Genomic DNA, 22,826 nt, shown 5'->3' on the forward strand with positions numbered 1-22,826 from the left:
TTTTATCCATCATTCATAGAGATTAAAAACTCTTCATTATTTCGGGTCTTTTTAAATCGGTCGTTTATAAAATCCATAGCTTCAACCGGATTCATATCGGCAAGATATTTACGCATGATCCACATTCTTTGAATGGTATTTTCATCTTGCAATAAATCATCTCTACGGGTACTTGAAGAGGTTAAATCAATAGCCGGGAAAATTCGTTTATTAGAAATCTTACGATCTAATTGTAATTCCATGTTACCGGTACCTTTAAATTCTTCAAAAATAACTTCATCCATTTTTGAACCAGTTTCGGTAAGTGCTGTAGCTATAATACTCAAAGAACCTCCGTTTTCAATATTTCGGGCGGCTCCAAAAAAACGTTTTGGTTTTTGAAGTGCATTGGCATCAACACCTCCGCTCAATACTTTACCAGAGGCAGGTTGTACAGTGTTGTAGGCTCTTGCCAATCGGGTTATAGAATCTAATAGTATTACTACATCGTGTCCGCACTCTACCAAACGTTTTGCTTTCTCCAAAACAATATTGGCTACTTTTACATGTCGGTCGGCGGGTTCATCAAAAGTAGAAGCAATAACTTCACCTCTTACATTTCGCTGCATATCGGTTACTTCTTCCGGACGCTCATCTATCAGTAAAACGATAAGGTAAACTTCTGGATGGTTGGCAGCAATGGTATTTGCAATGTCTTTAAGAAGCATGGTTTTACCGGTTTTGGGTTGAGCCACAATCATAGCTCTTTGCCCTTTACCGATGGGTGAAAACAAATCTATAATACGGGTTGAAACTGTGGCTTGTTTTTCGGCCAATTTGAATTTTTCTTGAGGAAAAACAGGAGTCAAATGTTCAAATGAAACACGATCTCTTACCACTTGAGGATCATGTCCGTTAATTTTCAAAACTTTAACCAAAGGGAAAAATTTTTCACCTTCCTTGGGAGGGCGAACCACACCTTTTACTGTATCTCCGGTTTTTAAACCGAATAATCTAATTTGAGAAGTGGATAGGTAAATATCATCTGGAGATGCCAAGTAATTGTAATCTGAGGATCGAAGGAATCCATAACCATCAGGCATCATTTCGAGCACACCTTCGCTCTCGATAATACCGTCAAATTCATAATCGGCATCTCTATAATTGTTCTTTTTACTTTTAAAATTGGGGTTCTGATTGCCGTTTCCGTTATTTCCATTGGGATGATTTCCTTTTTGAAAATTATGATGTTGGGGTTTTGAGGTTTGCGGCTCAGTGGAAGAAGGAGTTTCTAATTCTGGTGTTGGAGCTGTTTCTGAAGTAGTATTAGGAGCTTCTATAGATTCTTCATTTTTCGAATTATCTTGAACCCTCTCCTTTTTAAAACCCTTTTTATCAAATTTATTCTTGGTGAATTTTGAAACTTTTGAAGCCACCTCTGGAGACTTTTCGGGTTGTTCATCTAGGATATCTTCTTGAAGTACCTTGGGTTCTAGAACTTCCGGTTGAGAAAATAAAGTCACATCGGGATTGTTATCTTTGGGCTTGCCAACAATTCGAACTCTTTTGGATTTACTTTTATCTGGCGTTTCACTGGAATTATTTTCTGGAATGGCTTGTTGAGCTTCCAATATCTTTTGGATTAATTCGTCTTTTTTAACGCCGTGGTATTTTATGGTTTTTGCTAATTTAGCAATTTCCTGAAGCTCAGAAAGCTTCATTTCTTTTAAGGCAGAAATTTCAAACATGAATGTTCTTGGTGATTAAATTGATTTGGAATAAATGCAATGAAATGTAGTTAAAATTTGGTCTGTTAAGTGAAGTAAAAACAGATTTATACTGCAATATTACAAATATTTTTTTAGCAAACAATAGCAATTTATTAAAAAAGAAAATATATTTTTGCGGATACAATAATTGAGTAATGATTCAACGCATTCAGACTTTGTATTTTTTAGGTGCATTTATATCATCCGGAATATTATCTTTTGTTTTTCCGTTGTGGTATGATGATAATGAATTACCCGTTTATTTTCAATCGGACTTAGCCTTTTCAATACTTTTTGGATTTAGTGCTATTTTATCCATATTGGCTATTTATTCGTATAAAAAGAGACAACAACAATTTGTTGTAGGTCGTCTTAATATCTTATTGAATTTAATTTTATTAGTATTATTTATATTGTATGCCCCAAAATTATCTGGAGATCCAATGGTATCTGAGAAAGGTATTGGGCTAGTTCTTCCTCTTGTTTCTATCGTATTTTTAGCGTTAGCCAATTTCGCTGTAAAGAGAGATGAAAAGCTTGTAAAATCGGCAGGCAGATTACGTAAATAATACAGTAAACTTAGTTTATCTTAGTGCGTTAAAAATCCGAACCTCAACGTTCGGATTTTTTTGTACAATAAAACTTCTAAAAATGTTAAATTCAAATTAATTTTTTTACATTTGAAATACGAATCCTTCATTATTTGATTGCCCATTATGCCAAAAACGATAAAAATACACCTTGCTGATGACCATAAAGTTCTTATTGATGGTATGTTAGCCGTATTAAACATGCATTCCAAATTTGAAGTAATTGGATTTTCACTAGACGGTTCCACTTTGGTTGAAACCGTTAAAAAAAATGGAGCAGATATTTTAATTATGGATATCAATATGCCTCACAAAGACGGAATTGAAGTTTTAAAACAATTTTCTCAAGAAGGTTATACTTGTAAAGTTATAGTGTTATCCAGTTATGATGATTTGAAACTAATAAAAGAAGTTTTAAAATTGGGTGCCAGCGGCTATTTATCTAAACAATGTGCCGGTGAAAGTATTATTGAAGCCATTGAAGAAGTAGCACAAGGAAAAGAATATTTTTCAAAAAATATTCAGGAAAAAATATTCGGTTCTTTTTCAGGTCACACCATCGAAAATCAAAATAATGAAGCCGTTATCAATTCGATGCTTACAGATCGAGAAATAGAAATTCTTAAATTAATTTCTTTAGAATATAGTGGAAAAGAAATAGGTGAAGAGCTATTTATTAGTAGCAACACCGTAGAAACCCATCGAAAAAATCTTATCCGAAAATTGAACGTTAAAAATACTATTGGACTCGTAAAATATGCAATAAAAAATAATATCATAAAAAATTAATTTATGGAACTATTAGGATCTTACAGCATTTCTCGTTTAACAACAGATACCTATAATTTGAGTTACAACATTCCCGTAAATTGTGAAACAAGTGTAAAACAAAATGATGATTTATTCGAAATTTTTATCACTTTGAAAGAAAATGAAACTCAACCCTCTGTAGTTTTTTTTACTGAAACAACAATTTGTACAGCCTACAATAACCTTATTTACATTGAATTTCACCAACAAGATTTAAGCAACAATGCTAACGGAAATTCGCTAAAAAAACCAACCATTCGAATTGATGTTAATGGTTAGATTTTACACTGTTTTATTTTTTTTATTTATTTTCTTTTGGGGAAAAGCTAATGTTTTAACCCAATTTGACTCTATTGAATATTATTCAGATCAAAAAGAATTTATAAAAGGAATAAATTATGCTAAAAATCTTTCTGACAAACTATTAAAAGCCAAAAAGTATACTGAATATTGTAAAGTTTCGGTAAGAAAATCCAAATTGTATGGTTCTCTTAATGATAATGAACGGTCATTGTCTGTTTTATTTAATGCCCTTGCCCTAGCCGAAAAACACAAACTTAATTGCAAATCGGAAATAATAGAACAATTAGGCACCCGATATTCTTTGATAAAAGACATCAATAAATCCTTTAAATATTACTTCAAAGCGAAATACCATGCGTTAAAAGAAAAGGATACCTCTACCCTTATTCATGTTTATCATAATCTTTTTCGATTGTACACCGATACCCATTTGGATAGTGCAAAAATTTACATGAAAAAAAAGTTTGAATTGGATAAAAAAACCAATAATGTAAAAGGAATATGCTTTAGTTACAACAATCACTTTGTATATTACACCTTGATTGGCGAACCCAAAACGGCCAAAATCTATTTAGACAGCACATACAATTTAGCAATAAAAAACAAAATAACTCCTTCAATCATAACTGTACTGAGCAACCTTGGATACTATTACATGGAACATGAAGGAAATTTCAAAAAAGGAGCCGAAACGTTTGAAAAAATAAGAAAGGAATATGAAAAAGAATTAACCAATTACGATCAAGTTGGTTTTTGTTTAAATCTTGTATATGCCTATGAGCAATTGGGCGATTACCGTAGAGCCAATATGTACAATACCATGGCTTTTGAATACAACAATGAATTAAGTAAACAAGCTCTTAGTGATAAAACCCGTGAAATTGAAACGAAATATCAAATTGATAAAGTAGAACAACAATATGAGGAAAAATCAAAGCTATTGGAAGAAAAACAAAATAGAAACAAAAAAATCATTTTCATTTTTATAGCCCTCTTTTGTTTTAGTTTGATTTTATTTTACTTCTTTTATCAGAACTTACAATTAAAACAACGCAACAAGATTAAAGAATTAGATAGTGAAATTCAAGAAAACATCATTAATGCATCCATAGATGGACAGGAAACTGAGCGTAAAAAATTGGCCGAAATATTGCATGACAACATCAGTGCTTTACTCTCATCGGCCGGATTGCATGTTTCTGCCTTTTTAGTTGGTAAAGATAATGTGCCGGAAGAATTGGTCAAGGCTCGTTCTTTACTTAAAGAAGCACACGATAAAGTAAGAGATTTATCTCATGAATTGGTCCCTCCGGTACTTTCAAAACTCGGATTATTTTATGCTACACAAGACCTATGTGAAAAAAATTCGAATTCGATAATTCAATTTAATTTTACCAATTTTGGTAGCATCCATAAAAGATACCCGGAAGAATTTGAAAGTAAAGTTTATTTTATCATTTCTGAACTTATCAATAATATTGTCAAACACAGTGAAGCTACGTTAGGCTATGTAACTCTGGAAGAAAGAAACAATCAATTGATTTTAAATATTGAAGACAACGGTAAAGGATTTGATGTAAACAAATATACGAGTGACGGGTTTGGACTTACTCAAATAAAAGCACGAGTTAAAAATTTAAAGGGTAAAATTACGATAAATTCCAAATTAGGTGCGGGTACTTTACTTTATATCAAGTTGCCTATCCCAGAAAATTAAATTTTCTTTTCAAATTCAATAACTTCCAAATTTTCAATAGACTTACCCCTAATTTCAAAACGCAGCATTGTTCGAACCTGATGAAATCCGCTTATCCCTGCAGCACCGGGATTCATATGAAGCAAATGCAATTGCTTATCGTATTGAACTTTCAAAATGTGTGAATGCCCACAAATAAAAAGATTAGGTGTATTATTTTGTAGTTCTTCATGAATCGACATCGAATACTTCCCCGGATAACCACCTATATGAGTTATTAGCACATCAACATCTTCACATAAAAAACGATTATGCGACGGAAATTCCAGTCTGGCATGAGCATTATCTATATTTCCGTAAACGGCTCGTAAGGGTTTGATTTTTTTTATTTCATCGGTTACAATCAAATCGCCTATATCTCCGGCATGCCAAACTTCGTCTGCCTGACGAACATATTTTAAAACCTTTTCATCAATAAAACCATGAGTGTCGGAAAGAAGTAAAATTTTTTTCAATGGATGAGAAATATAATATGGGATGATAAAAATTCAAAATTAACCTCTTTTAATCAATCCTGAAAAGTTTAACGTAAAATTATATTCTTCCTAAATTTGTACCCATTGCATTTCGATTATATTTGTATTTACATTATGAGGTATTTTATAAAACTGGCATACAACGGAACCCCCTATCATGGTTGGCAATCTCAACCCAATGCCTCGACAGTTCAGGAAACTTTAGAAAAAGCTTTAACACTGCTTTTTAAAACTAAAATTGAAATTGTTGGAGCTGGTAGAACCGATGCCGGAGTGCATGCCAAATGCATGTTTGCTCATTTTGATTTTGTTGAATCTATTGACAAATTATATTGGATACCCAAACTTAATTCGTTTTTGCCTAAAGAGATCGTTATTTACGATATAATTCAGGTTCATGATGAAGCTCATGCCAGATTTGATGCAAATCAAAGAACCTATGAGTATCATATTCATACGTTTAAAGATCCATTTTATAAAGATTTAAGTTGGTATCATGCTCTACCCTTGGATGTAGAAAAAATGAATGAAGCAAGTAAAATTCTAATGGAGTATACCGATTTTGAATGCTTTTCTAAAACTCATACAGATGTTTTTACTTTTAATTGCAAGATTACTGGAGCCTTTTGGACGCTAAAATCCAATCAAATCATTTTTACTATATCAGCCGATAGATTTTTAAGAAACATGGTTCGAGCCATCGTAGGAACTTTAATTCAAATTGGTTTAGGAAAAAGTGAGGTTCAACATTTGCGTCACATTATTGAAAGTAAAAAAAGAAGTCTGGCCGGTTTTTCTGTTCCGGCCCATGGCCTCTACTTAACCGATATTAAATACCCCTATCTATAAGCCTTATACAAGAAATGAAAGCATTTGACCTCAAACTTTTTAAACGCATTTTACTTTATTCACAACCCTATCGTTGGCGATTCAATGGAGTTGTAGTATGGGCTATCTCGCTTTCAGTTTTTGCGGCTCTTCGCCCATATCTGCTAAAACAAACGGTAGACCACTACATAAAACTTAAAGACAATCACGGACTTCTGCTGTATATAACCCTTATGGGAATTATTCTACTCATGGAAGTGGTATCACAATTTTATTTTGTCTATTGGGCAAACTGGCTGGGTCAAGATATAGTAAAAGATGTTCGAAATCAATTATTCAATCATGTTTCAAAATTTAAAATGAAATATTTTGATCATTCACCGGTTGGACAAATGGTTACCCGAACGGTTTCTGATATGGAATCTATATCTCGCATCTTTAGTCAAGGATTATTTATGATTATAAGCGATTTAATGAAAATGATTGCGGTAATCATTGTCATGTTTTTTATGAATTGGAAACTCTCTTGGATTGCCATTTTAGCCATGCCCATTCTGGTTTATGCCACACGTGTTTTTCAAATCAAAATGAAATCGGCTTTTGAAGAAGTTCGAACTCAAATTGCAAACCTTAATACGTTTGTTCAAGAAAGGTTAACCGGAATGAAAATCGTTCAATTGTTTTCCAGAGAAAAAATTGAATATGAAAAATTCAAAGAAATCAATCAAAAACACAACAAAGCCTGGATACGCACAGTATGGTATAACTCTATATTTTTTCCTATAGCTGATATTATTTCATCGGTAACACTTGGTCTTATTGTTTTTTATGGTGGACTCAATCTTATTGAAGGCAATACAACTACTACCGTAGGTGATTTAGTTACCTATACCATGCTCATTGGGATGCTATTTAATCCATTGAGACAAATTGCAGATAAGTTTAATGAGCTTCAAATGGGAATGATTGCCGCAAATCGGGTATTCACCATTTTGGATTTAAAAGACCAAATACAATCCGAGGGCTCTGTTACTGCCCCCCATTTTAAAGGTCAAATTGTTTTTGAAAATGTTCGGTTCAGTTACATCGAAGGAGAAGAAGTAATTAAAGGAATGGATTTAACTATAAATCCGGGAGAAACTGTAGCTATTGTGGGGGCCACGGGAGCCGGAAAATCAACCATTATCAATTTGCTCAATCGTTTTTATGATATTCAAAGTGGTTCTATATCTATTGACAATCAAAACATTAATACCTTCACATTAAATAGCTTACGAAAACAAATTGCTGTTGTATTACAAGACGTTTTTTTATTTGCCGACACAATTCTTAATAATATAACATTAAATAATCCCAATATCACAAGAGAAGAAGTAATTCTGGCTGCAAAAAAAATTGGAGTTCACGATTTTATAATGAGTCTCCCTAATGGATACGATTACAATGTGAAAGAGCGTGGAGTAATGTTGTCGTCCGGACAAAGACAATTGATAGCCTTTTTAAGAGCCTATGTAAGTAATCCGAGTATATTGATTCTTGATGAAGCTACCTCTTCGATAGACACCTATTCAGAAGAACTCATACAAAAAGCTACCGAAAAAATTACAGCAAATCGTACCTCAATAGTTATTGCACATCGATTAGCAACTGTAGTAAATGCTGATAAAATTATAGTCATGGAAAAAGGAAAAATTGTTGAACAAGGAAACCATACTACATTATTATCTATTGAAAACGGTTACTATAAAAATTTATACGATTCCCAATTTTTAGAATTCCATTAATTTGTTATTAGATTTTTGACAAAATAATAAAGCGATGAAACTTTCTAAAAAGAGATTAAATCCTTATTTTCGCACTTTATAAAAAAGCAAATCATTTATATTATGAAATACGATATCATTGTTTTAGGTAGTGGTCCCGGTGGTTATGTAACAGCCATTAGAGCTTCACAATTAGGCTTTAAAGTTGCCGTAATTGAAAAAGAAAACTTAGGTGGAGTTTGTTTGAATTGGGGATGTATCCCAACCAAAGCCCTTCTAAAATCAGCTCAAGTTTTCGAATACTTGAAACATGCATCAGATTATGGATTAACGGTAAAAGAATTTGATAAAGATTTTGGAGCCGTAATCAACCGTAGCCGCGGTGTGGCAGACGGAATGAGCAAAGGGGTTCAATTCTTAATGAAAAAAAATAAAATTGATGTTATTGAAGGTTTTGGAAAAATTAAACCGGGCAAAAAAGTAGATGTAACCGCTGCTGATGGAAAAGTTACAGAATACAGTGCAGATCACATTATCATTGCTACCGGAGCTCGTTCTCGTGAGTTGCCCAACCTTCCGCAAGATGGTAAAAAAGTAATTGGTTACCGCCAAGCTATGACCTTACCGGAACAACCTAAAAAAATGATTGTAGTAGGTTCTGGTGCTATTGGTGTTGAGTTTGCCAGTTTTTATAATGCCATGGGAACAGAAGTAACCATTGTAGAGTTCATGCCTAACATTGTTCCTGTGGAAGATGAAGATGTATCAAAACAATTTGAGCGTTCGTTAAAAAAGGCAGGAATTTCGATAATGACCAATTCATCAGTAGAACGAATTGATACCAGTGGAAACGGTGTTAAAGCTTTTGTGAAAACGGCTAAAGGAGAAGAAGTTTTAGAAGCCGATATTTTATTATCAGCCGTTGGTATCAAAACAAACATTGAAAATATTGGTCTAGAAGAAGTGGGTATTGCCACCGATAGAGATAAAATTTTAGTAAATGATTACTACCAAACCAACATTCCGGGTTATTATGCCATTGGTGATGTAACACCGGGGCAAGCTTTGGCACACGTAGCCTCTGCAGAAGGAATTTTGTGTGTTGAAAAAATTGCCGGTCATCACGTTGAACCAATTGATTACGGAAACGTTCCGGGCTGTACGTATGCTACACCGGAAATTGCTTCCGTTGGTTTAACTGAAAAACAAGCCAAAGAAAAAGGATACGAAATCAAAGTGGGTAAATTTCCGTTTACCGCTTCCGGAAAAGCAAAAGCAGCCGGAACTCCGGACGGTTTTGTAAAAGTAATCTTTGATGCCAAATACGGTGAATGGTTAGGTTGCCACATGATAGGTGCCGGCGTAACCGATATGATTGCCGAAGCCGTTGTAGCTCGTAAATTAGAAACAACCGGTCATGAAATCTTAAAAGCCATCCACCCGCACCCAACGATGAGTGAAGCAGTGATGGAAGCAGTGGCAGATGCGTATGGCGAAGTGATTCACTTGTAAAAAAGTACTAAAAAAAGAAGCCGCTCAAATTAAGAGCGGCTTCTTTTTTTTAATATTTTAAATTTTGGGTTTCTTGCTTGGTCAATTCAAATTCCTCCATTACCGAATCAATAATTTCTTTAACTGGTTTTATATCGTGAATTAATCCCGCAATTTGTCCGATTTCTAATTCGCCTTCCACTAAATCACCTTCAAACATACCTCGCTTGGCTCTTGCTCGTCCTAATAAGGCTTTCAAATCTTCGGGAGTGGGACATTTAGCATACAACTCTTGCAAATCATTATAAAACTTGTTCTTAATCAATCGAACAGGTGCAAGTTCTTTTAAGGTAACTAAAGTATCACCTTCTTTGGTATCAATTATAGTTTGTTTAAAATTTTCATGTGCCGAACTTTCAACAGAGGCTGCAAAACGACTTCCCATTTGTACGCCATCGGCACCCAAAATCATAGCGGCCAACATTCCCCTTCCGGTGGCAATTCCGCCGGCAGCAATTAACGGAATGGAAACATTTTCTTTTACCATTGGTATTAGAGTCATAGTGGTGGTTTCTTCCCTTCCATTATGTCCGCCTGCTTCAAAACCTTCTGCCACAACAGCATCTACCCCAGCTTCTTGTGCTTTTAAAGCAAATTTGGAACTGCTCACCACATGAACTACTGTTATGCCGTGTTCTTTTAAAAAAGGAGTCCATGTTTTCGGATTTCCGGCAGATGTGAAAACGATTTTCACGCCTTCATCAACTATAATCTGCATGATTTCTTCAATGTTGGGATACAACATCGGAACGTTTACCCCAAAAGGCTTATCGGTTGCTTTCTTACATTTCTGTAGGTGTTCTCTCAAAACTTCCGGATACATGGAACCGGCACCAATTAAACCTAAACCACCGGCATTACTTACTGCACTGGCCAATTTGTATCCGCTGTTCCAAATCATCCCACCTTGGATAATTGGGTACTTTATTTTAAAAAGTTGTGTAATTCTATTCATTATTTTTTAATTAATTTCCCTTTAAATTGAGAAGAAGCTTGTTCCAACTCATAAAGATATAATCCTTTGGGTAGTTCAGATAAATTTAAAGATTCCGAGGGAAAAAGTGTAGATTTAAACACCAATTGACCGGTTGTATTCCAAATCTTTATAGACCCATTCTCTATAGCGTTTGAAGAGTAGAAAGAAACCTTGTCTGAAAAAGGATTGGGATATAAAGAAACATCCAATGCGTGAAATGATTCAACCGATAAGTTGTTTTGCAAAGCATTGTAAAAATTTGGAATGCCATAACCCAGTTGAGCTGTGGGATTGGAATACAAATGACCGGATTCTCTGATAATTTGGAGTAATTCGGTATTGGTTTTATCGGGAAGAGCTTGCCACAAACAGGCAACAAGACCCGAAACAATTGGGGCAGAAAACGACGTGCCATTTGAAGCTCCTATTTGACCGGAAGCCAATACCACGGTAGAAAAAACGCCTTGTGCTACAACATCTGGTTTGACTCTTCCGTCAAAAGAAGGGCCAATAGAACTAAATGCGGCATAATTGCCTTGAGCATTTACAGCACCTACGGTTAATGTAGAAATAGCATCGGCCGGTGCAGTAATGTATTGCCAACTACTTGACCCAGAATTTCCTGCTGAAGTAACACAAAATATACCTTTAGAAAAAGCTAATTCGGCACCTCTTGAAATAAAGGTCGTAACCCCATTCATATCTTGATAGGTATAATTGTAATTTGGATTATCAAAAGTAGAATACCCTAATGAAGTAGAAATGATATCAACTCCCAAGCGATCAGCCATTTCTGCAGCTTCAACCCATAAAGATTCTTCTAATGGATTTTCATAAGCATTTGCCTCTGTCTTAAATAAATAAAAGGAAGCATTTGGAGCTGTACCAATCAATTCATTTTCCCGATAGGCACCAATAGTAGATAAAACCATCGTTCCATGGCTCCCTCCATCGTAAACATTTTCATCCCGATCTACAAAATCATATCCTCCCAAAATTTGATTATTTTGAAATAAACGTGCAAAAGGCTGTGTTGTATTAACTCCAATAAAACCATTGTCTAAAACGGCAATGATTTTACCGGCTCCTGTAAAACCCTCTTGATGTAACAAATGACCGTTTAATTGCTGGATTTGATTAGAGGCACTTCCGTATTGTAAAAATTCTTGTTCGGCATTCCATTTCGATATTTTGAATTCTTTTGATGTTTTATGTGGCCTATCTGTAGAATTCAAATTTTTATTAGCAAATTGAATTCGATTAACAAATGGCAAACTTAATACCGATTGAATAGCAGAAACACTTCCTCTCACATGTGCACAATTCATCCAATTGGATTTCGCCAATACCGTAACTCCAGCTAGTGCTGAAACCTGTTCTAAATAGGACTCTTCAACCGGAGCATCTGAAAAATTTAAAGCTATATTTTGGTTTGCTCTTCTTTCCAAAGCTCTTGGAGAAAAGAGAATTTGAGGATTATTCAAATAAAAATTGGCATTGGGTTTATCTGTAAAATAAACCCAAGCATCTTCCTGAGCAGTACATACAAGCCCCCAGAATACTAGTAAAACCCATAGCCCTTTTTTCATGTAAAGCAACTTTAAAAGTACTAATTTATGAAATTACACCCGAACCCACTAATTCATCGTTTCTATTCCATGCTACAAACTGTCCTTCTGTAATGGCAGATTGGGGTTTATCAAACGCAACATAGAGTCCGCTTTCAAATTGATACAAGGTGGCTTTTTGCAACTCCTGACGGTAACGAATTCTGGCTTTTACTTCCATTGATTCCCCATTTTGCAACTTTAAATCTTCTCTTACCCAATGCAATTCATGCGGTTTTACTCTTAAAACACTTCTGTAAAGCCCCGGGTGATCGTGACCTTGACCGGTGTAGATCGTATTTGTTATCACATCGGTTGCAATGACAAATAAAGCTTCTTTAGTACCGCCAACATTTAATCCTTTACGTTGACCTACAGTAAAATAGTGAGCCCCTTGATGTTTACCTACTCGTTTTCCCATTGATGAATTGTATGGAAAAGGCTCCGACTCAAACTTGAGTTTATCTTCAAGACTATCGAATTGAGGTTTCGGTTTAGAATAGATTGAGTTATCCTTATCAATTTCAATAATTTCTCCTTCTTTGGGTTGCAATTTTTGTTGTAAAAAATCGGGCAAACGCACTTTACCTATAAAACACAACCCTTGTGAATCTTTTTTTTCTGCTGTAATTAAATCCAATTTTGCAGCTATTTCCCGTACTTGAGGTTTAGTTAGCTCTCCAATAGGGAATAAAGATTTTGAAAGCTGTTCTTGAGATAATTGGCAAAGAAAATAAGATTGGTCTTTGTTTGTATCGACACCGGCTAGTAATTGATAGATTTCTTTCCCGTCTTTTTGTAGGGTTCCTTTTCTGCAGTAATGCCCCGTTGCTACATAATCTGCACCTAATGAAAGGGCAATTTTTAAAAAAACATCAAACTTAATTTCGCGATTGCAAAGCACATCCGGATTTGGAGTTCTACCGTTCTCGTATTCTTTAAACATATAGTCCACAATACGATCTTTATATTCTTCACTTAAATCAACTGTTTGAAACGGTATTCCAAGTTTTTCTGCAACTAACAAAGCATCATTTGAATCTTCCAACCAAGGACATTCATTTGAGATTGTAACCGAATCGTCATGCCAATTTTTCATGAACAATCCTATTACTTCATAGCCTTGCTCTTGAAGAAGATAGGCCGCAACACTAGAGTCTACACCTCCAGAAAGTCCAACAACAACTCTTTTCATTCTTTTTGTGGCAAAGTTAACTATTTTAAAAATTACTGTTTGTTGGCTTTAACTTTTCTTTTAGCCTCACCGGCAGCTGTTTTAGGTTTTGCTTTTTTCTTTTCGCTTTTATTTTCCTCACGAACCAATTTTCCACTTTGATAAAACTTCCAAATGCCTACAGATTTTCCATTTTTATAAAAACCTGTACTGTAATCGGTGCCATTAGCTTCTCTAAATAGAGCTTCACCATGGTATTCACCTTCTTTAAAATTCGATTCTTCTAAAACAACTCCATTTTCTGCCAACTTTTTATAGGAACCTTCTTTTTTACCATTAACATAATTTGCTTCTTCGGCTAGAGCACCGGAATTGTAATAAACTTTCCGAGAACCATGTAAAACACCCGATTTATAGTGCTCTTCGGTCATAATAACTTCCGATTTCAAGTGATAATATTTCCAAAGTCCTTCAAATTTTTTATCCTTTACAGTACCTTCACTTACCTTGAATTTACCGTTGTAAAAAATGGTATAGCAAGAACCATCATTTTTTGAAAAGTCTCTCGTTGCAATAATTGCTTTAGCTTTAGTATTGTCATAAAAAGTAAACAAACCAACTTCTTGTCCGTTTTTAAATTCCCCTTCATACCTGAGGTGTTTGGTATCTTCGTAATACCCCCTCCAAAGTCCGTGTTTTCTACCCTGACTGTCTAGCTGATTCGAAATGTTTTGAGAATGCAAAGTCTCAATAAGTCCGGAAAAAATAAAAACCAACCCAAAAATTAAATATTTCATAAGTTAAATTATTAAAAAAGGTATAACTCCAAAAAGGAATGATTTAGTGTACTAATTTTACAAAAATAAAGTATTCTAAGTGAATTCAAGTATACTAATTTAATTGATTTTCATTGCTTGTTTGAAATCATTTTTTGTGTTCGTTAGTGTTATTTTTGTGTTAAATATGATTTCACAATAATTCGCAGTTTTTTTTAAAAAACCATTGAAAAATAAGGTCTTTTGCATGATTATTTTATGTGAATCGATGAATAAAAAACTCTTAATTTTGTTTACCTTTTTTTTACATAAGTTAAACAGAATGATTTTTTACATAAATTTGTAAAAACATTAAAAAACACAAACCGTTATGAAAAAAGTAAATTTATTTAAATCTATCTTAGTAGCTGTAGTTGCAGTTATGAGTTTTTCTTGTAGTGATGACGAAACCGGACGCGTTTCTAACACAATTACTGACATTGCCAGCAGAAATGCAGACTTTAGTATTTTAGTTGAAGCTTTGGTTAAAGCAGATCTTGCCGCTACATTAGATAGTGAAGGTTCATTTACCGTATTTGCTCCAACAAATACCGCTTTTACTTCTTTTTTGAATGCCAATGGGTTCAGTTCTCTTGATGATGTCCCACCAGCTTTACTTAAAGAAGTATTGTTGAATCACGTTGTTTTAGGAAGTTTACAAGCAGCTCAATTAACAAACGGTTATGTTTCCACACTAGCCACAGGTTCGGCTTCAAGTTCAGCCACATTAAGCATGTATGTAGATGTGCGTAATGGTGTGAAATTGAATGGAGTATCTAATGTAACACCGGGAGGTGCTAATATTATAGCTTCTAACGGAGTAATTCATGTGGTGGATGCAGTAATTGGTTTACCCACTATAGTGACATTTGCAACTGCTGACCCGAATTTTTCTACACTAGTAACTGCATTGACAACTTTGACACCTGCTACAGATTTTGTAAGCGTATTGAATCGTACAAATGGTGGTAACGGAGACGGTATAAATCCTCCATTTACTGTTTTTGCACCTATAAATGATGCCTTTACAGATTTAAACACTGAATTGTCTGGTATTGGTGGTATTGCAGCATTAACTGAAGCTCAAATAACAAGTACTTTATTGTATCATGTTGTGGGTGGTGCCAATGTACGTTCAAACCAAATTCCGGCTGGACCTATAACAACACTTGAAACCGGAACTTTCACCATTTCTGGAACTACAATTACAGACGAAAGAACAAGAACTAGCGGTATTATAGCTGTAGATGTTCAAGCTACAAATGGAGTAATTCACGCTATTAATAAAGTTATTCTACCTAATTTTTAATCTTTTATTGCTATGAAAAAGAAAAGCTCCGAGTAAATCGGAGCTTTTTTTTATGCTTTTTATTTTTTTAAATTCTTTTGCTTTTCTGCCTCTTCCATCATTTCCTGCATTTTGCGTTGGAAGCGATTCATAGATTTAGGCTTCGTTTTGTTTTCTTGAATTTGTGCGTGAATTTTCTTTTCGTCAATAATATAATTCTTGATAACCAACATGATTCCGATAGTAATAGTATTCGAAATAAAATAATACAAACTTAATCCGGATGCAAAATTATTAAAGAAGAACAACATCATTATTGGAGATAAATAAATCATCATTTTCATGATTTTACCCATATCCGGCATACCTTCTTGTGGTGGTGCACTCATAGCTTGATCTCCGGTTGTCATTTTCATGTAAAAGAAAATAGCAATTGAAGCCAATATAGGAAACAAACTTACGTGATTTCCGTAAAATGGAATATAGAATGGTAGGTTAATAACCGAATCAAATGAAGATAAATCATCTGCCCAAAGGAAACTCTTTTGTCTTAAATCAATTGCAGATGGGAAGAAACTGAACAACGCATAGAACACCGGAATTTGAAGTAAAGCCGGCAAGCACCCAGCCATAGGATTTACTCCAGCCTTAGAATACAACTTCATAGTTTCTTGTTGCTTTTTCATAGGGTCTTTACCGAATTTGGTATTCAATTCCATAATCTCAGGACGTAACACTTTCATTTTGGCCTGCGACAAATAGGATTTATAGGTTACGGGCGACATGGCAATACGTACCAAAATGGTTAATACAATAATGGCAATTCCAAATGGTAAGAATAGAATAAGAAAATCAAAAGTTGGAATAAAAATGTAACGGTTAATCCATCCGAAAATTCCCCATCCCAAAGGAACAATTTCGTCTAAATTTTTATCGTACTTATTTAAAATATGGTAATCCGTTGGTCCGTAATACCAATTCATATTGTAGTTTACTTCACCATTTTGAAATGCAAGAGGAACTGAAGCTTTGAACTGTTTGGTATATAAAGTATCTTTTTCCTCATCTTTTACTAAATTTTCAGAAACAACCACCGCTTTTTCAAATGGGGTATCGGTCAATAGAATCGATGTAAAGAAATGTTGTTTAAATGCAATATAAGATACATCTTTGGGCTCATCAGAAGTAGAAGAACCTTGACCTAGATAATCGTCTTTACCCCCTTCGTATTCAAAAATAAGTTCGGTATAGCGATTTTCATAACTCACGCTTTTTTCATTACGATACGTTTTGATTTGCCAATCTAAATTTAAAGGATTGGATGTATTTAAAACCGTATTTAATCCTTGCGAACGTATGGCAAAATCGAGCATGTATTCGTTGGGTTTTAAAACGTAACGGTATTCCAAAAATTGATTGTTACCGGCTTTTAATTTCAAAGAAACCACATGGTTTTCACCGTCTTTAGATACAGTAGGCTCAAAATACATATCTTGGGTATTTAAGCTACGGTTATCATTGGTTTTCAACTCGATATTGAAATTAGCATTCCCTTCTTTTATTAAGTGAACTTGTTTTCCGGAACCTTTGGTAAACTGTTCAAATCCTTTCATTTCGGCTTCAACTATATATCCCCCTTTGTTCGCAATTTTTAATCGAACCACTTCATTTTCAAGGGTTGTGAAATCATTCTTAGCAGAAGGAAGTGAGGCAGAATATGCAAAAGCTCCTAAGGCACTTTGTTGTTGCAAAACCTTTAAAGAATCGGTTACTATTGCCGTTGAGTCGGTTTCAACTTTTTGAATTGAACTTGCTTGAGGTTTTTGGGCTTCAACTTGTTCTTTTTGAGCTTGTTTGGCTTTTTCTTCAACTTCGCTTTGTTGGCTGTTGTACATTACCCAAATCAAAATAACGAAGATTAATCCGAATCCGATTATCGAGTTGACGTCTAATTTTTTTTCTTCCATTGAGTTAATTAATTATAATTGTTGCGTTTCAAATTTTAAACAGAAACGACTTTATGTTGAACGGCAGCTTTTACAAACCCCACAAAAATGGGGTGTGGATTGGCCACAGTACTTTTGTATTCCGGATGGTATTGTACCCCGATAAAAAACGGATGGTTTGCAATTTCAATAATTTCTACCAAACCGGTATCCGGGTTATTTCCACTTGCTTTTAAACCTGCATTTTCAAGTTGTTCTTTATATTTTCCATTGAACTCAAAACGATGACGATGACGCTCTTGAATTTGGTCTTTGCCATAAATTTGATACGCTAATGTATCTTTTTCAAGGTTACATTTCCAACTTCCTAAACGCATGGTTCCGCCTTTATCGGTTATTGTTTTTTGTTCTTCCATTAAATCAATAACCGGATGAGCTGTTTGCGAATTCATTTCGGTTGAATTGGCATCTTCAAACCCTAAAACGTTACGAGCATATTCAATCACCGCCATTTGCATTCCCAAACAAATTCCGAAAAACGGTATATTGTGTTCTCGAACATAACGAACGGTTTCTATTTTTCCTTCAATTCCTCTTTCTCCAAAACCGGGTGCGACCAAAATACCGTCGAAACCTCCTATTTTTTCTGCCACGTTATTTCTATCAATATATTCCGAATGCACACTTATGATATTGACTTTGGTTTCATTGGCAGCTCCGGCATGAATAAACGCTTCTAATATTGATTTGTAGGAATCTTGCAATTCAACATATTTTCCAACTAATCCGATATTAACCGTATGTTTTGGGTTTTTCAATTTGTATAAGAACTCGTTCCATTGTTTCAAATCGGGAGAAGATTTTTCGGGTAAATTCAACTTCTTTAAAGCAACTTTATCCAATCCTTCTTCCAACATCAAATTGGGTACATCATAAATCGTTGACGCATCAATCGATTGGATTACCGCTTCTCGTTTCACATTACAAAACAAAGCCAATTTTTGACGCAACTCATCAGACAATTCGTGCTCGGTTCTACAAACTAAAATATCGGCTTGAATTCCGCTTTCCATCAACGTTTTAACCGAATGTTGCGTAGGCTTCGTTTTCAATTCTCCCGCCGCCGCCAAATACGGAATTAGCGTAAGATGAATAACAATAGCGTTCTCTTCGCCTAATTCCCATAACAATTGACGAACCGACTCAATATAGGGTAATGATTCAATATCACCCACAGTTCCGCCAATTTCGGTAATCACGATGTCAAAATCGCCAGATTTACCCAACAATTGCATTCTTTCTTTAATCTCGTTGGTAATATGCGGAACAACTTGTACCGTTTTACCTAGAAATTCTCCACGTCGCTCTTTTTCTATCACAGAAAGATAGACTCTTCCGGTGGTTACGTTATTAGCTTGCGAGGTGGGCACATTTAAAAAACGCTCGTAATGCCCTAAATCCAAATCCGTTTCAGCCCCATCATCCGTTACGAAACATTCACCATGTTCATAGGGATTTAGTGTTCCGGGATCGACATTGATATACGGGTCGAACTTTTGAATGGTGGTTCGATAGCCTCTGGCTTGCAATAATTTTGCTAACGAAGCCGCAATAATCCCTTTTCCTAAGGAAGACGTTACGCCACCGGTTACAAAAATATACTTTGTTTGATTCATTGTGTTGTTGTTTGTTGTTGTAGTTGTGTGTTATGAAATAAAACTTTACTTCAAAACGGTGCAAAAATACGATTTAATTCATCAATGTAAAAATGAAATAAGGAGATTGTTTGACAATATTAACCAAACCAATCAATCCAATGATAATTAAACTTTAAGGCTTTGGGAATTTTTCTTTGATGGTACGAACCAAATGTTCCAATCCGTTTAATTTAAGTTCGTAAACCAATTGGAGTTGCTTTCCCAATTCTCCTTTAGGGAAGCCTTTTTGATGGTACCAAACCACATAATATTCGGGTAAATCAATCAAGAAACGCCCTTCGTACTTCCCGAAAGGCATTTGGGTATGGGCTAATTTGATAAGGATTTTTTGTTGGTCCAATTTTTTAGTCTCTTTTCGGTTATTTGTTGTCTGAAAACCGATAACGGACAACCTAAAACAGGGAACTATTTCCAGTTAAATGTGATTTCTTTTTCGATATCCGGATGCAAACTCAACATTACCGGGCAAGTCATAGCAGCTCTTTCTAAAATAGTTTTAGTTTTATCATCTGCCGCAAGATTTAGGTTAAAAACCGTAACTATTTTGGCAATTTTTCGAGGTTCTGCTTGCATGATTTTGGTGACTTCAACAGTTGAACCGGTTAAATCTACATTCAAATCTCTAGATTTTATTCCCATTATTGAAATCATACAAGTCGCTAAAGAATTGGCTACCAAATCGGTTGGCGAGAACGCTTCTCCTTTTCCATGGTTGTCTTTTGGTGCATCGGATAGAATTTCTGTACCCGATTGTAAGTGTACTGAAGTAGTGCGTAAATCGCCTATATAAGTTACTTTGGAAGTCATTAATTCAATAATTTAACTGTTAAATCTTCTTCATACTGCATAATATATACCCCTTGGTTGGCAAATCCTTTGGATTCTGAAAAAGAATAATCAAATTTATTTTCAATTCCTTCGGTGGCCGAATTGTTCCATGTAGTTTCTAAACTTTGGGATTGAGATAATCGCAATAAAGTATCAAATATCAAATCAAATCCGCGAATGGCAAACTGGTTAGGATAGGTATTGTTTTTCTTTTTGTAGTTTATGGCAAATAGAACAGACTCGGGAGTATCTTGGTAACGAGTGAGAGATGGGAATATTATTTTTTGTTTCACTAAACGGGAGAAAATCTCATCTGTTTCAAAAGTAGGATTGATATCCAAAACAACCAACTCTGCTTGAAATCCATTTGAATTAGCTTGGTTGCATTGAGCCAAAGCGGAGAAAATCATACTGGTTGTAGCGGTTTCCAATATAAAATAATTGACTTTACTTTTACTGAGCTTAAGTTTTATACTATCGCCAATAATTCCTCCTTTTTCGTTTAGAGGAGCCAAATAAATATCTTTATAATGGGTTTGAAAATAAGTTCGGGAGGAACCCTTTTTTTGATCAATAATTGCTATTGCATTTCCGTTTTTACTCCTAATAAACTCAATCATTTTTTGCTTAACCAAATCGGTTGGTGGCATAGATTGAACTAGATTGGGGTATGATTTAGACACCTCTCGCAAAGGAGAGATTACAGGAACTTGGTATTCTTGAAGTATTTGTGCTGCTTTTTCAACATGTTGCGGATAAAAAGGACCAATAACAACATCTGAATCTTTTAGATTTTCACTTTGGATAATTGTAGTCACCTGAGAAGAGCTTCTCGTTTCTTGAGAATCAAATATTTTTATACCCACATTCATGCCTAATCTTTTTGCAGAATCTATAGCCATCAGTGCTCCGGAATAAAAATCGAGTGTCATGTTTAAAAAACCATCTTTTTTGAGTCTGGCTTGCGTAGAAAGCGTGGTATCACTTTGAATTTTTGAAATATTAAAAGGTAACAACAAAACCATTTCTCTTTTTTCGTTTTGGCTTCTGTTTTTAGATAAATCCACTACAGGTTTCGAATTACTCATTCTACCCATTTGATTGGTTGGGACTTTAATTACCATACCTTCTCTCACTCCGTCAGACAATTCCGGATTGAGAGTAAGTAATTCTTGCTGTGAAACTTGAAATTGTTTTGACAATCCGAAAAGGGTTTCTTTTGCCTTAACTTCATATGTGAGCATTGCCGGAAGAGCCGGTTTTCTTTGTGTTTCTATATCTCCCAAACTTTGTATTTCAACGGGAGCTTTTGTATTTGCTTGTAAATACAACTTTTGTCCGGGCTGAAGCCCTTCATCGATTTGAGGGTTTAATTTTTTGAGTTGCTCTACTGAAATTTGATACTGTTTTGCAATACCAAATAAAGTTTCTTTAGGTTGTACAATGTGGAATTTTTCGGTTGACTGGTTTTTATGATTATCCTTGTGAATTTCTCCTGAAACCCGAATTTTAGCTCCCACTTTTAAGCCCTCTTTAAGTGCTTCCTCATTAAGCTTTTGAATTTGTTCTACCGTAGTATTGTATTTTTTGGCAATACCAAAAAGGGTTTCTTTGGCTTCTACTTCATGCCAAATTTCTTTTTTGGGCTCAGTCTTGTAAGAAGGTGGAATTAACAAAACTTTATTCTCTTGAATTCCGTTTTGAGCATCCGGATTTAATCTGTAAATGTCATAGGGTGTCACTTTATACTTTTGTGCAATTGAGGTTACCGTTTCACCATTTTGCACGGTATGTTTAGTCACTTGAGCCGTAATACTCCATGAAAAAAAAAGAAATAGTAGAGAAGAAATCACTATTTTACAGGTATTCATATAAAGGGCTTTTACAAATTTTAATTCAAAACGATAAGCAATACTTGTCCGGTTTGCAATCCATTCTTCAATACTTTTTCATTTTGTGAAATAATACTTTCTATCGAAATGTTGTATTTTTTTGACAAACCGTAAAGTGTTTCCTTTGGTAAAACAGTATGCTTAATGGTTTCAGATTTTAATTGCTTTTTATCTGAATTAAGCTCAGTTTTAGGTTCAACTTTATTTTGATTCGAATTTACACTTTCAATAACTATGCCATCCGGTATTTTCAAAACTTGACCAGCTTGAAGATTATTTTTCATCAAGATGGCGTTAGCATTTTTCAATTCATCAACGGTAACGTTGTATTTTTTTGACAATCCATAAAGGGTTTCACCGGGTAAAACTTTATGAGTTCCTCTGTTTTGTACTTTAGATGGAACTGAATTGATTTCAACTTTTTCAATTTTTTCAATTTTTGGAGTTGAAGTTTCATTTGAATTCCCTTTTGTATTAACAGCATATTGCTCTGTTGGTATTTGAATTTCGGGAGATTTCTGCGGAACATAAAATTCCAAAACCATTCCTTCCTTTACGCCATCAATTGCAAAACGATTGGCTCTGTAAATTTCAGCTGGGTCTACAGTGTATTTCTTCGAAATATCTAATACAGTTTCACCGGCAGACACCGTATGTTTTACAGCATCCATTCCGGGTTTTATAACGGTTTGTGAAAAAGTGATTTGGGGGCATAGCAATCCTAAAATTGCTCCAAACAGTAACTTCTTCATTCTTT

Annotated in this window: 20 protein-coding genes; 8 read left to right on the plus strand and 12 right to left on the minus strand. The window is 34.8% G+C overall.

Features of this window, described 5'->3' with window-relative positions:
* Positions 1-2: 2 nt before the first annotated feature.
* Positions 3-1,727 carry a transcription termination factor Rho gene (gene rho / locus V7M80_RS02885; protein ID WP_333693899.1) on the minus strand — a complete coding sequence of 575 codons (1,725 nt, stop codon included), beginning with the start codon at positions 1,725-1,727 and terminating at the stop codon, positions 3-5.
* Between the two features lie 176 nt (positions 1,728-1,903).
* On the opposite strand from rho, the gene V7M80_RS02890 reads away from it, so the two are divergent.
* The 4 genes from V7M80_RS02890 (at position 1,904) to V7M80_RS02905 (ending at position 5,168) form a co-directional block, all read left to right on the plus strand.
* Positions 1,904-2,317 (plus strand): DUF4293 family protein, encoded by a 414-nt coding sequence (locus tag V7M80_RS02890; RefSeq protein ID WP_333693900.1) that lies wholly within the window; start codon positions 1,904-1,906, stop codon positions 2,315-2,317.
* 147 nt (positions 2,318-2,464) lie between these two features.
* The gene (locus V7M80_RS02895) at positions 2,465-3,127 is read left to right on the plus strand and encodes a response regulator transcription factor (protein ID WP_333693901.1); all 663 of its coding nucleotides are present in this window, start codon (positions 2,465-2,467) and stop codon (positions 3,125-3,127) included.
* 3 nt (positions 3,128-3,130) lie between these two features.
* A complete protein-coding gene (locus V7M80_RS02900; RefSeq protein ID WP_333693902.1) occupies positions 3,131-3,427 on the plus strand; it encodes a hypothetical protein in 297 nt (98 codons plus the stop codon).
* Positions 3,420-5,168, plus strand: coding sequence for a sensor histidine kinase (locus V7M80_RS02905; RefSeq protein ID WP_333693903.1), 1,749 nt, complete (start codon positions 3,420-3,422; stop codon positions 5,166-5,168). Before V7M80_RS02900 ends, V7M80_RS02905 begins: the two co-directional genes overlap by 8 nt.
* Here the strand turns inward: V7M80_RS02905 and V7M80_RS02910 are convergent.
* The gene (locus V7M80_RS02910) at positions 5,165-5,662 is read right to left on the minus strand and encodes a metallophosphoesterase family protein (protein WP_333693905.1); all 498 of its coding nucleotides are present in this window, start codon (positions 5,660-5,662) and stop codon (positions 5,165-5,167) included. The genes V7M80_RS02905 and V7M80_RS02910 overlap by 4 nt on opposite strands.
* 135 nt (positions 5,663-5,797) lie before the next feature.
* Between V7M80_RS02910 and truA the strand changes: the two genes are divergently transcribed.
* The 3 genes from truA to lpdA all read left to right on the plus strand — a co-directional run bounded on the left by truA (position 5,798) and on the right by lpdA (position 9,786).
* The gene (gene truA, locus V7M80_RS02915) at positions 5,798-6,532 is read left to right on the plus strand and encodes a tRNA pseudouridine(38-40) synthase TruA (protein ID WP_333693907.1); all 735 of its coding nucleotides are present in this window, start codon (positions 5,798-5,800) and stop codon (positions 6,530-6,532) included.
* A gap of 14 nt (positions 6,533-6,546) precedes the next feature.
* A complete protein-coding gene (locus tag V7M80_RS02920) occupies positions 6,547-8,295 on the plus strand; it encodes an ABC transporter ATP-binding protein (RefSeq protein WP_333693909.1) in 1,749 nt (582 codons plus the stop codon).
* 102 nt (positions 8,296-8,397) lie between these two features.
* Complete coding sequence (gene lpdA / locus V7M80_RS02925; protein WP_333693911.1) at positions 8,398-9,786, plus strand: dihydrolipoyl dehydrogenase; 1,389 nt, start codon at positions 8,398-8,400, stop codon at positions 9,784-9,786.
* A 49-nt stretch (positions 9,787-9,835) separates the two neighbouring features.
* Here lpdA and V7M80_RS02930 read toward each other — a convergent pair whose 3' ends face one another.
* Genes V7M80_RS02930 through V7M80_RS02945 form a run of 4 tightly spaced genes read right to left on the minus strand, consistent with a single transcriptional unit; the run spans position 9,836 to position 14,379 of the window.
* Positions 9,836-10,780: an NAD(P)H-dependent flavin oxidoreductase gene (locus V7M80_RS02930; protein WP_333693912.1), complete on the minus strand. Its 945-nt coding sequence runs from the start codon at positions 10,778-10,780 to the stop codon at positions 9,836-9,838.
* On the minus strand, positions 10,780-12,390 hold the full coding sequence (locus V7M80_RS02935) for a S8 family serine peptidase (RefSeq protein WP_333693913.1): 1,611 nt from the start codon (positions 12,388-12,390) through the stop codon (positions 10,780-10,782). The genes V7M80_RS02930 and V7M80_RS02935 overlap by 1 nt, the downstream gene beginning before the upstream one ends.
* A 25-nt stretch (positions 12,391-12,415) precedes the next feature.
* Complete coding sequence (gene mnmA, locus V7M80_RS02940) at positions 12,416-13,603, minus strand: tRNA 2-thiouridine(34) synthase MnmA (RefSeq protein WP_333693915.1); 1,188 nt, start codon at positions 13,601-13,603, stop codon at positions 12,416-12,418.
* 32 nt (positions 13,604-13,635) lie between these two features.
* Positions 13,636-14,379, minus strand: a complete 744-nt coding sequence (locus V7M80_RS02945; protein WP_333693916.1) for a toxin-antitoxin system YwqK family antitoxin — start codon at positions 14,377-14,379, stop codon at positions 13,636-13,638.
* A gap of 349 nt (positions 14,380-14,728) precedes the next feature.
* Between V7M80_RS02945 and V7M80_RS02950 the strand changes: the two genes are divergently transcribed.
* Positions 14,729-15,706 (plus strand): fasciclin domain-containing protein, encoded by a 978-nt coding sequence (locus V7M80_RS02950; RefSeq protein WP_333693917.1) that lies wholly within the window; start codon positions 14,729-14,731, stop codon positions 15,704-15,706.
* A 59-nt stretch (positions 15,707-15,765) separates the two neighbouring features.
* Here the strand turns inward: V7M80_RS02950 and yidC are convergent, their stop codons facing one another.
* The 6 genes from yidC to V7M80_RS02980 form a co-directional block, all read right to left on the minus strand.
* Positions 15,766-17,652 (minus strand): membrane protein insertase YidC, encoded by a 1,887-nt coding sequence (gene yidC, locus V7M80_RS02955; RefSeq protein WP_333693919.1) that lies wholly within the window; start codon positions 17,650-17,652, stop codon positions 15,766-15,768.
* A gap of 35 nt (positions 17,653-17,687) precedes the next feature.
* Complete coding sequence (locus tag V7M80_RS02960) at positions 17,688-19,307, minus strand: CTP synthase (RefSeq protein WP_333693921.1); 1,620 nt, start codon at positions 19,305-19,307, stop codon at positions 17,688-17,690.
* Positions 19,308-19,461: 154 nt separating this feature from the next.
* A complete protein-coding gene (locus V7M80_RS02965) occupies positions 19,462-19,689 on the minus strand; it encodes a DUF3820 family protein (protein WP_333693923.1) in 228 nt (75 codons plus the stop codon).
* Positions 19,690-19,754: 65 nt separating this feature from the next.
* The gene (locus V7M80_RS02970; RefSeq protein WP_333693924.1) at positions 19,755-20,156 is read right to left on the minus strand and encodes an OsmC family protein; all 402 of its coding nucleotides are present in this window, start codon (positions 20,154-20,156) and stop codon (positions 19,755-19,757) included.
* Positions 20,156-22,048 carry a PBP1 and LysM peptidoglycan-binding domain-containing protein gene (locus V7M80_RS02975; RefSeq protein ID WP_333693925.1) on the minus strand — a complete coding sequence of 631 codons (1,893 nt, stop codon included), beginning with the start codon at positions 22,046-22,048 and terminating at the stop codon, positions 20,156-20,158. Before V7M80_RS02975 ends, V7M80_RS02970 begins: the two co-directional genes overlap by 1 nt.
* Positions 22,049-22,068: 20 nt before the next feature.
* On the minus strand, positions 22,069-22,821 hold the full coding sequence (locus tag V7M80_RS02980) for a lytic transglycosylase (protein WP_333693927.1): 753 nt from the start codon (positions 22,819-22,821) through the stop codon (positions 22,069-22,071).
* Positions 22,822-22,826: the final 5 nt, after the last annotated feature.

It is taken from the genome of Flavobacterium sp. (assembly GCF_036759525.1).
GTDB lineage: Bacteria > Bacteroidota > Bacteroidia > Flavobacteriales > Flavobacteriaceae > Flavobacterium.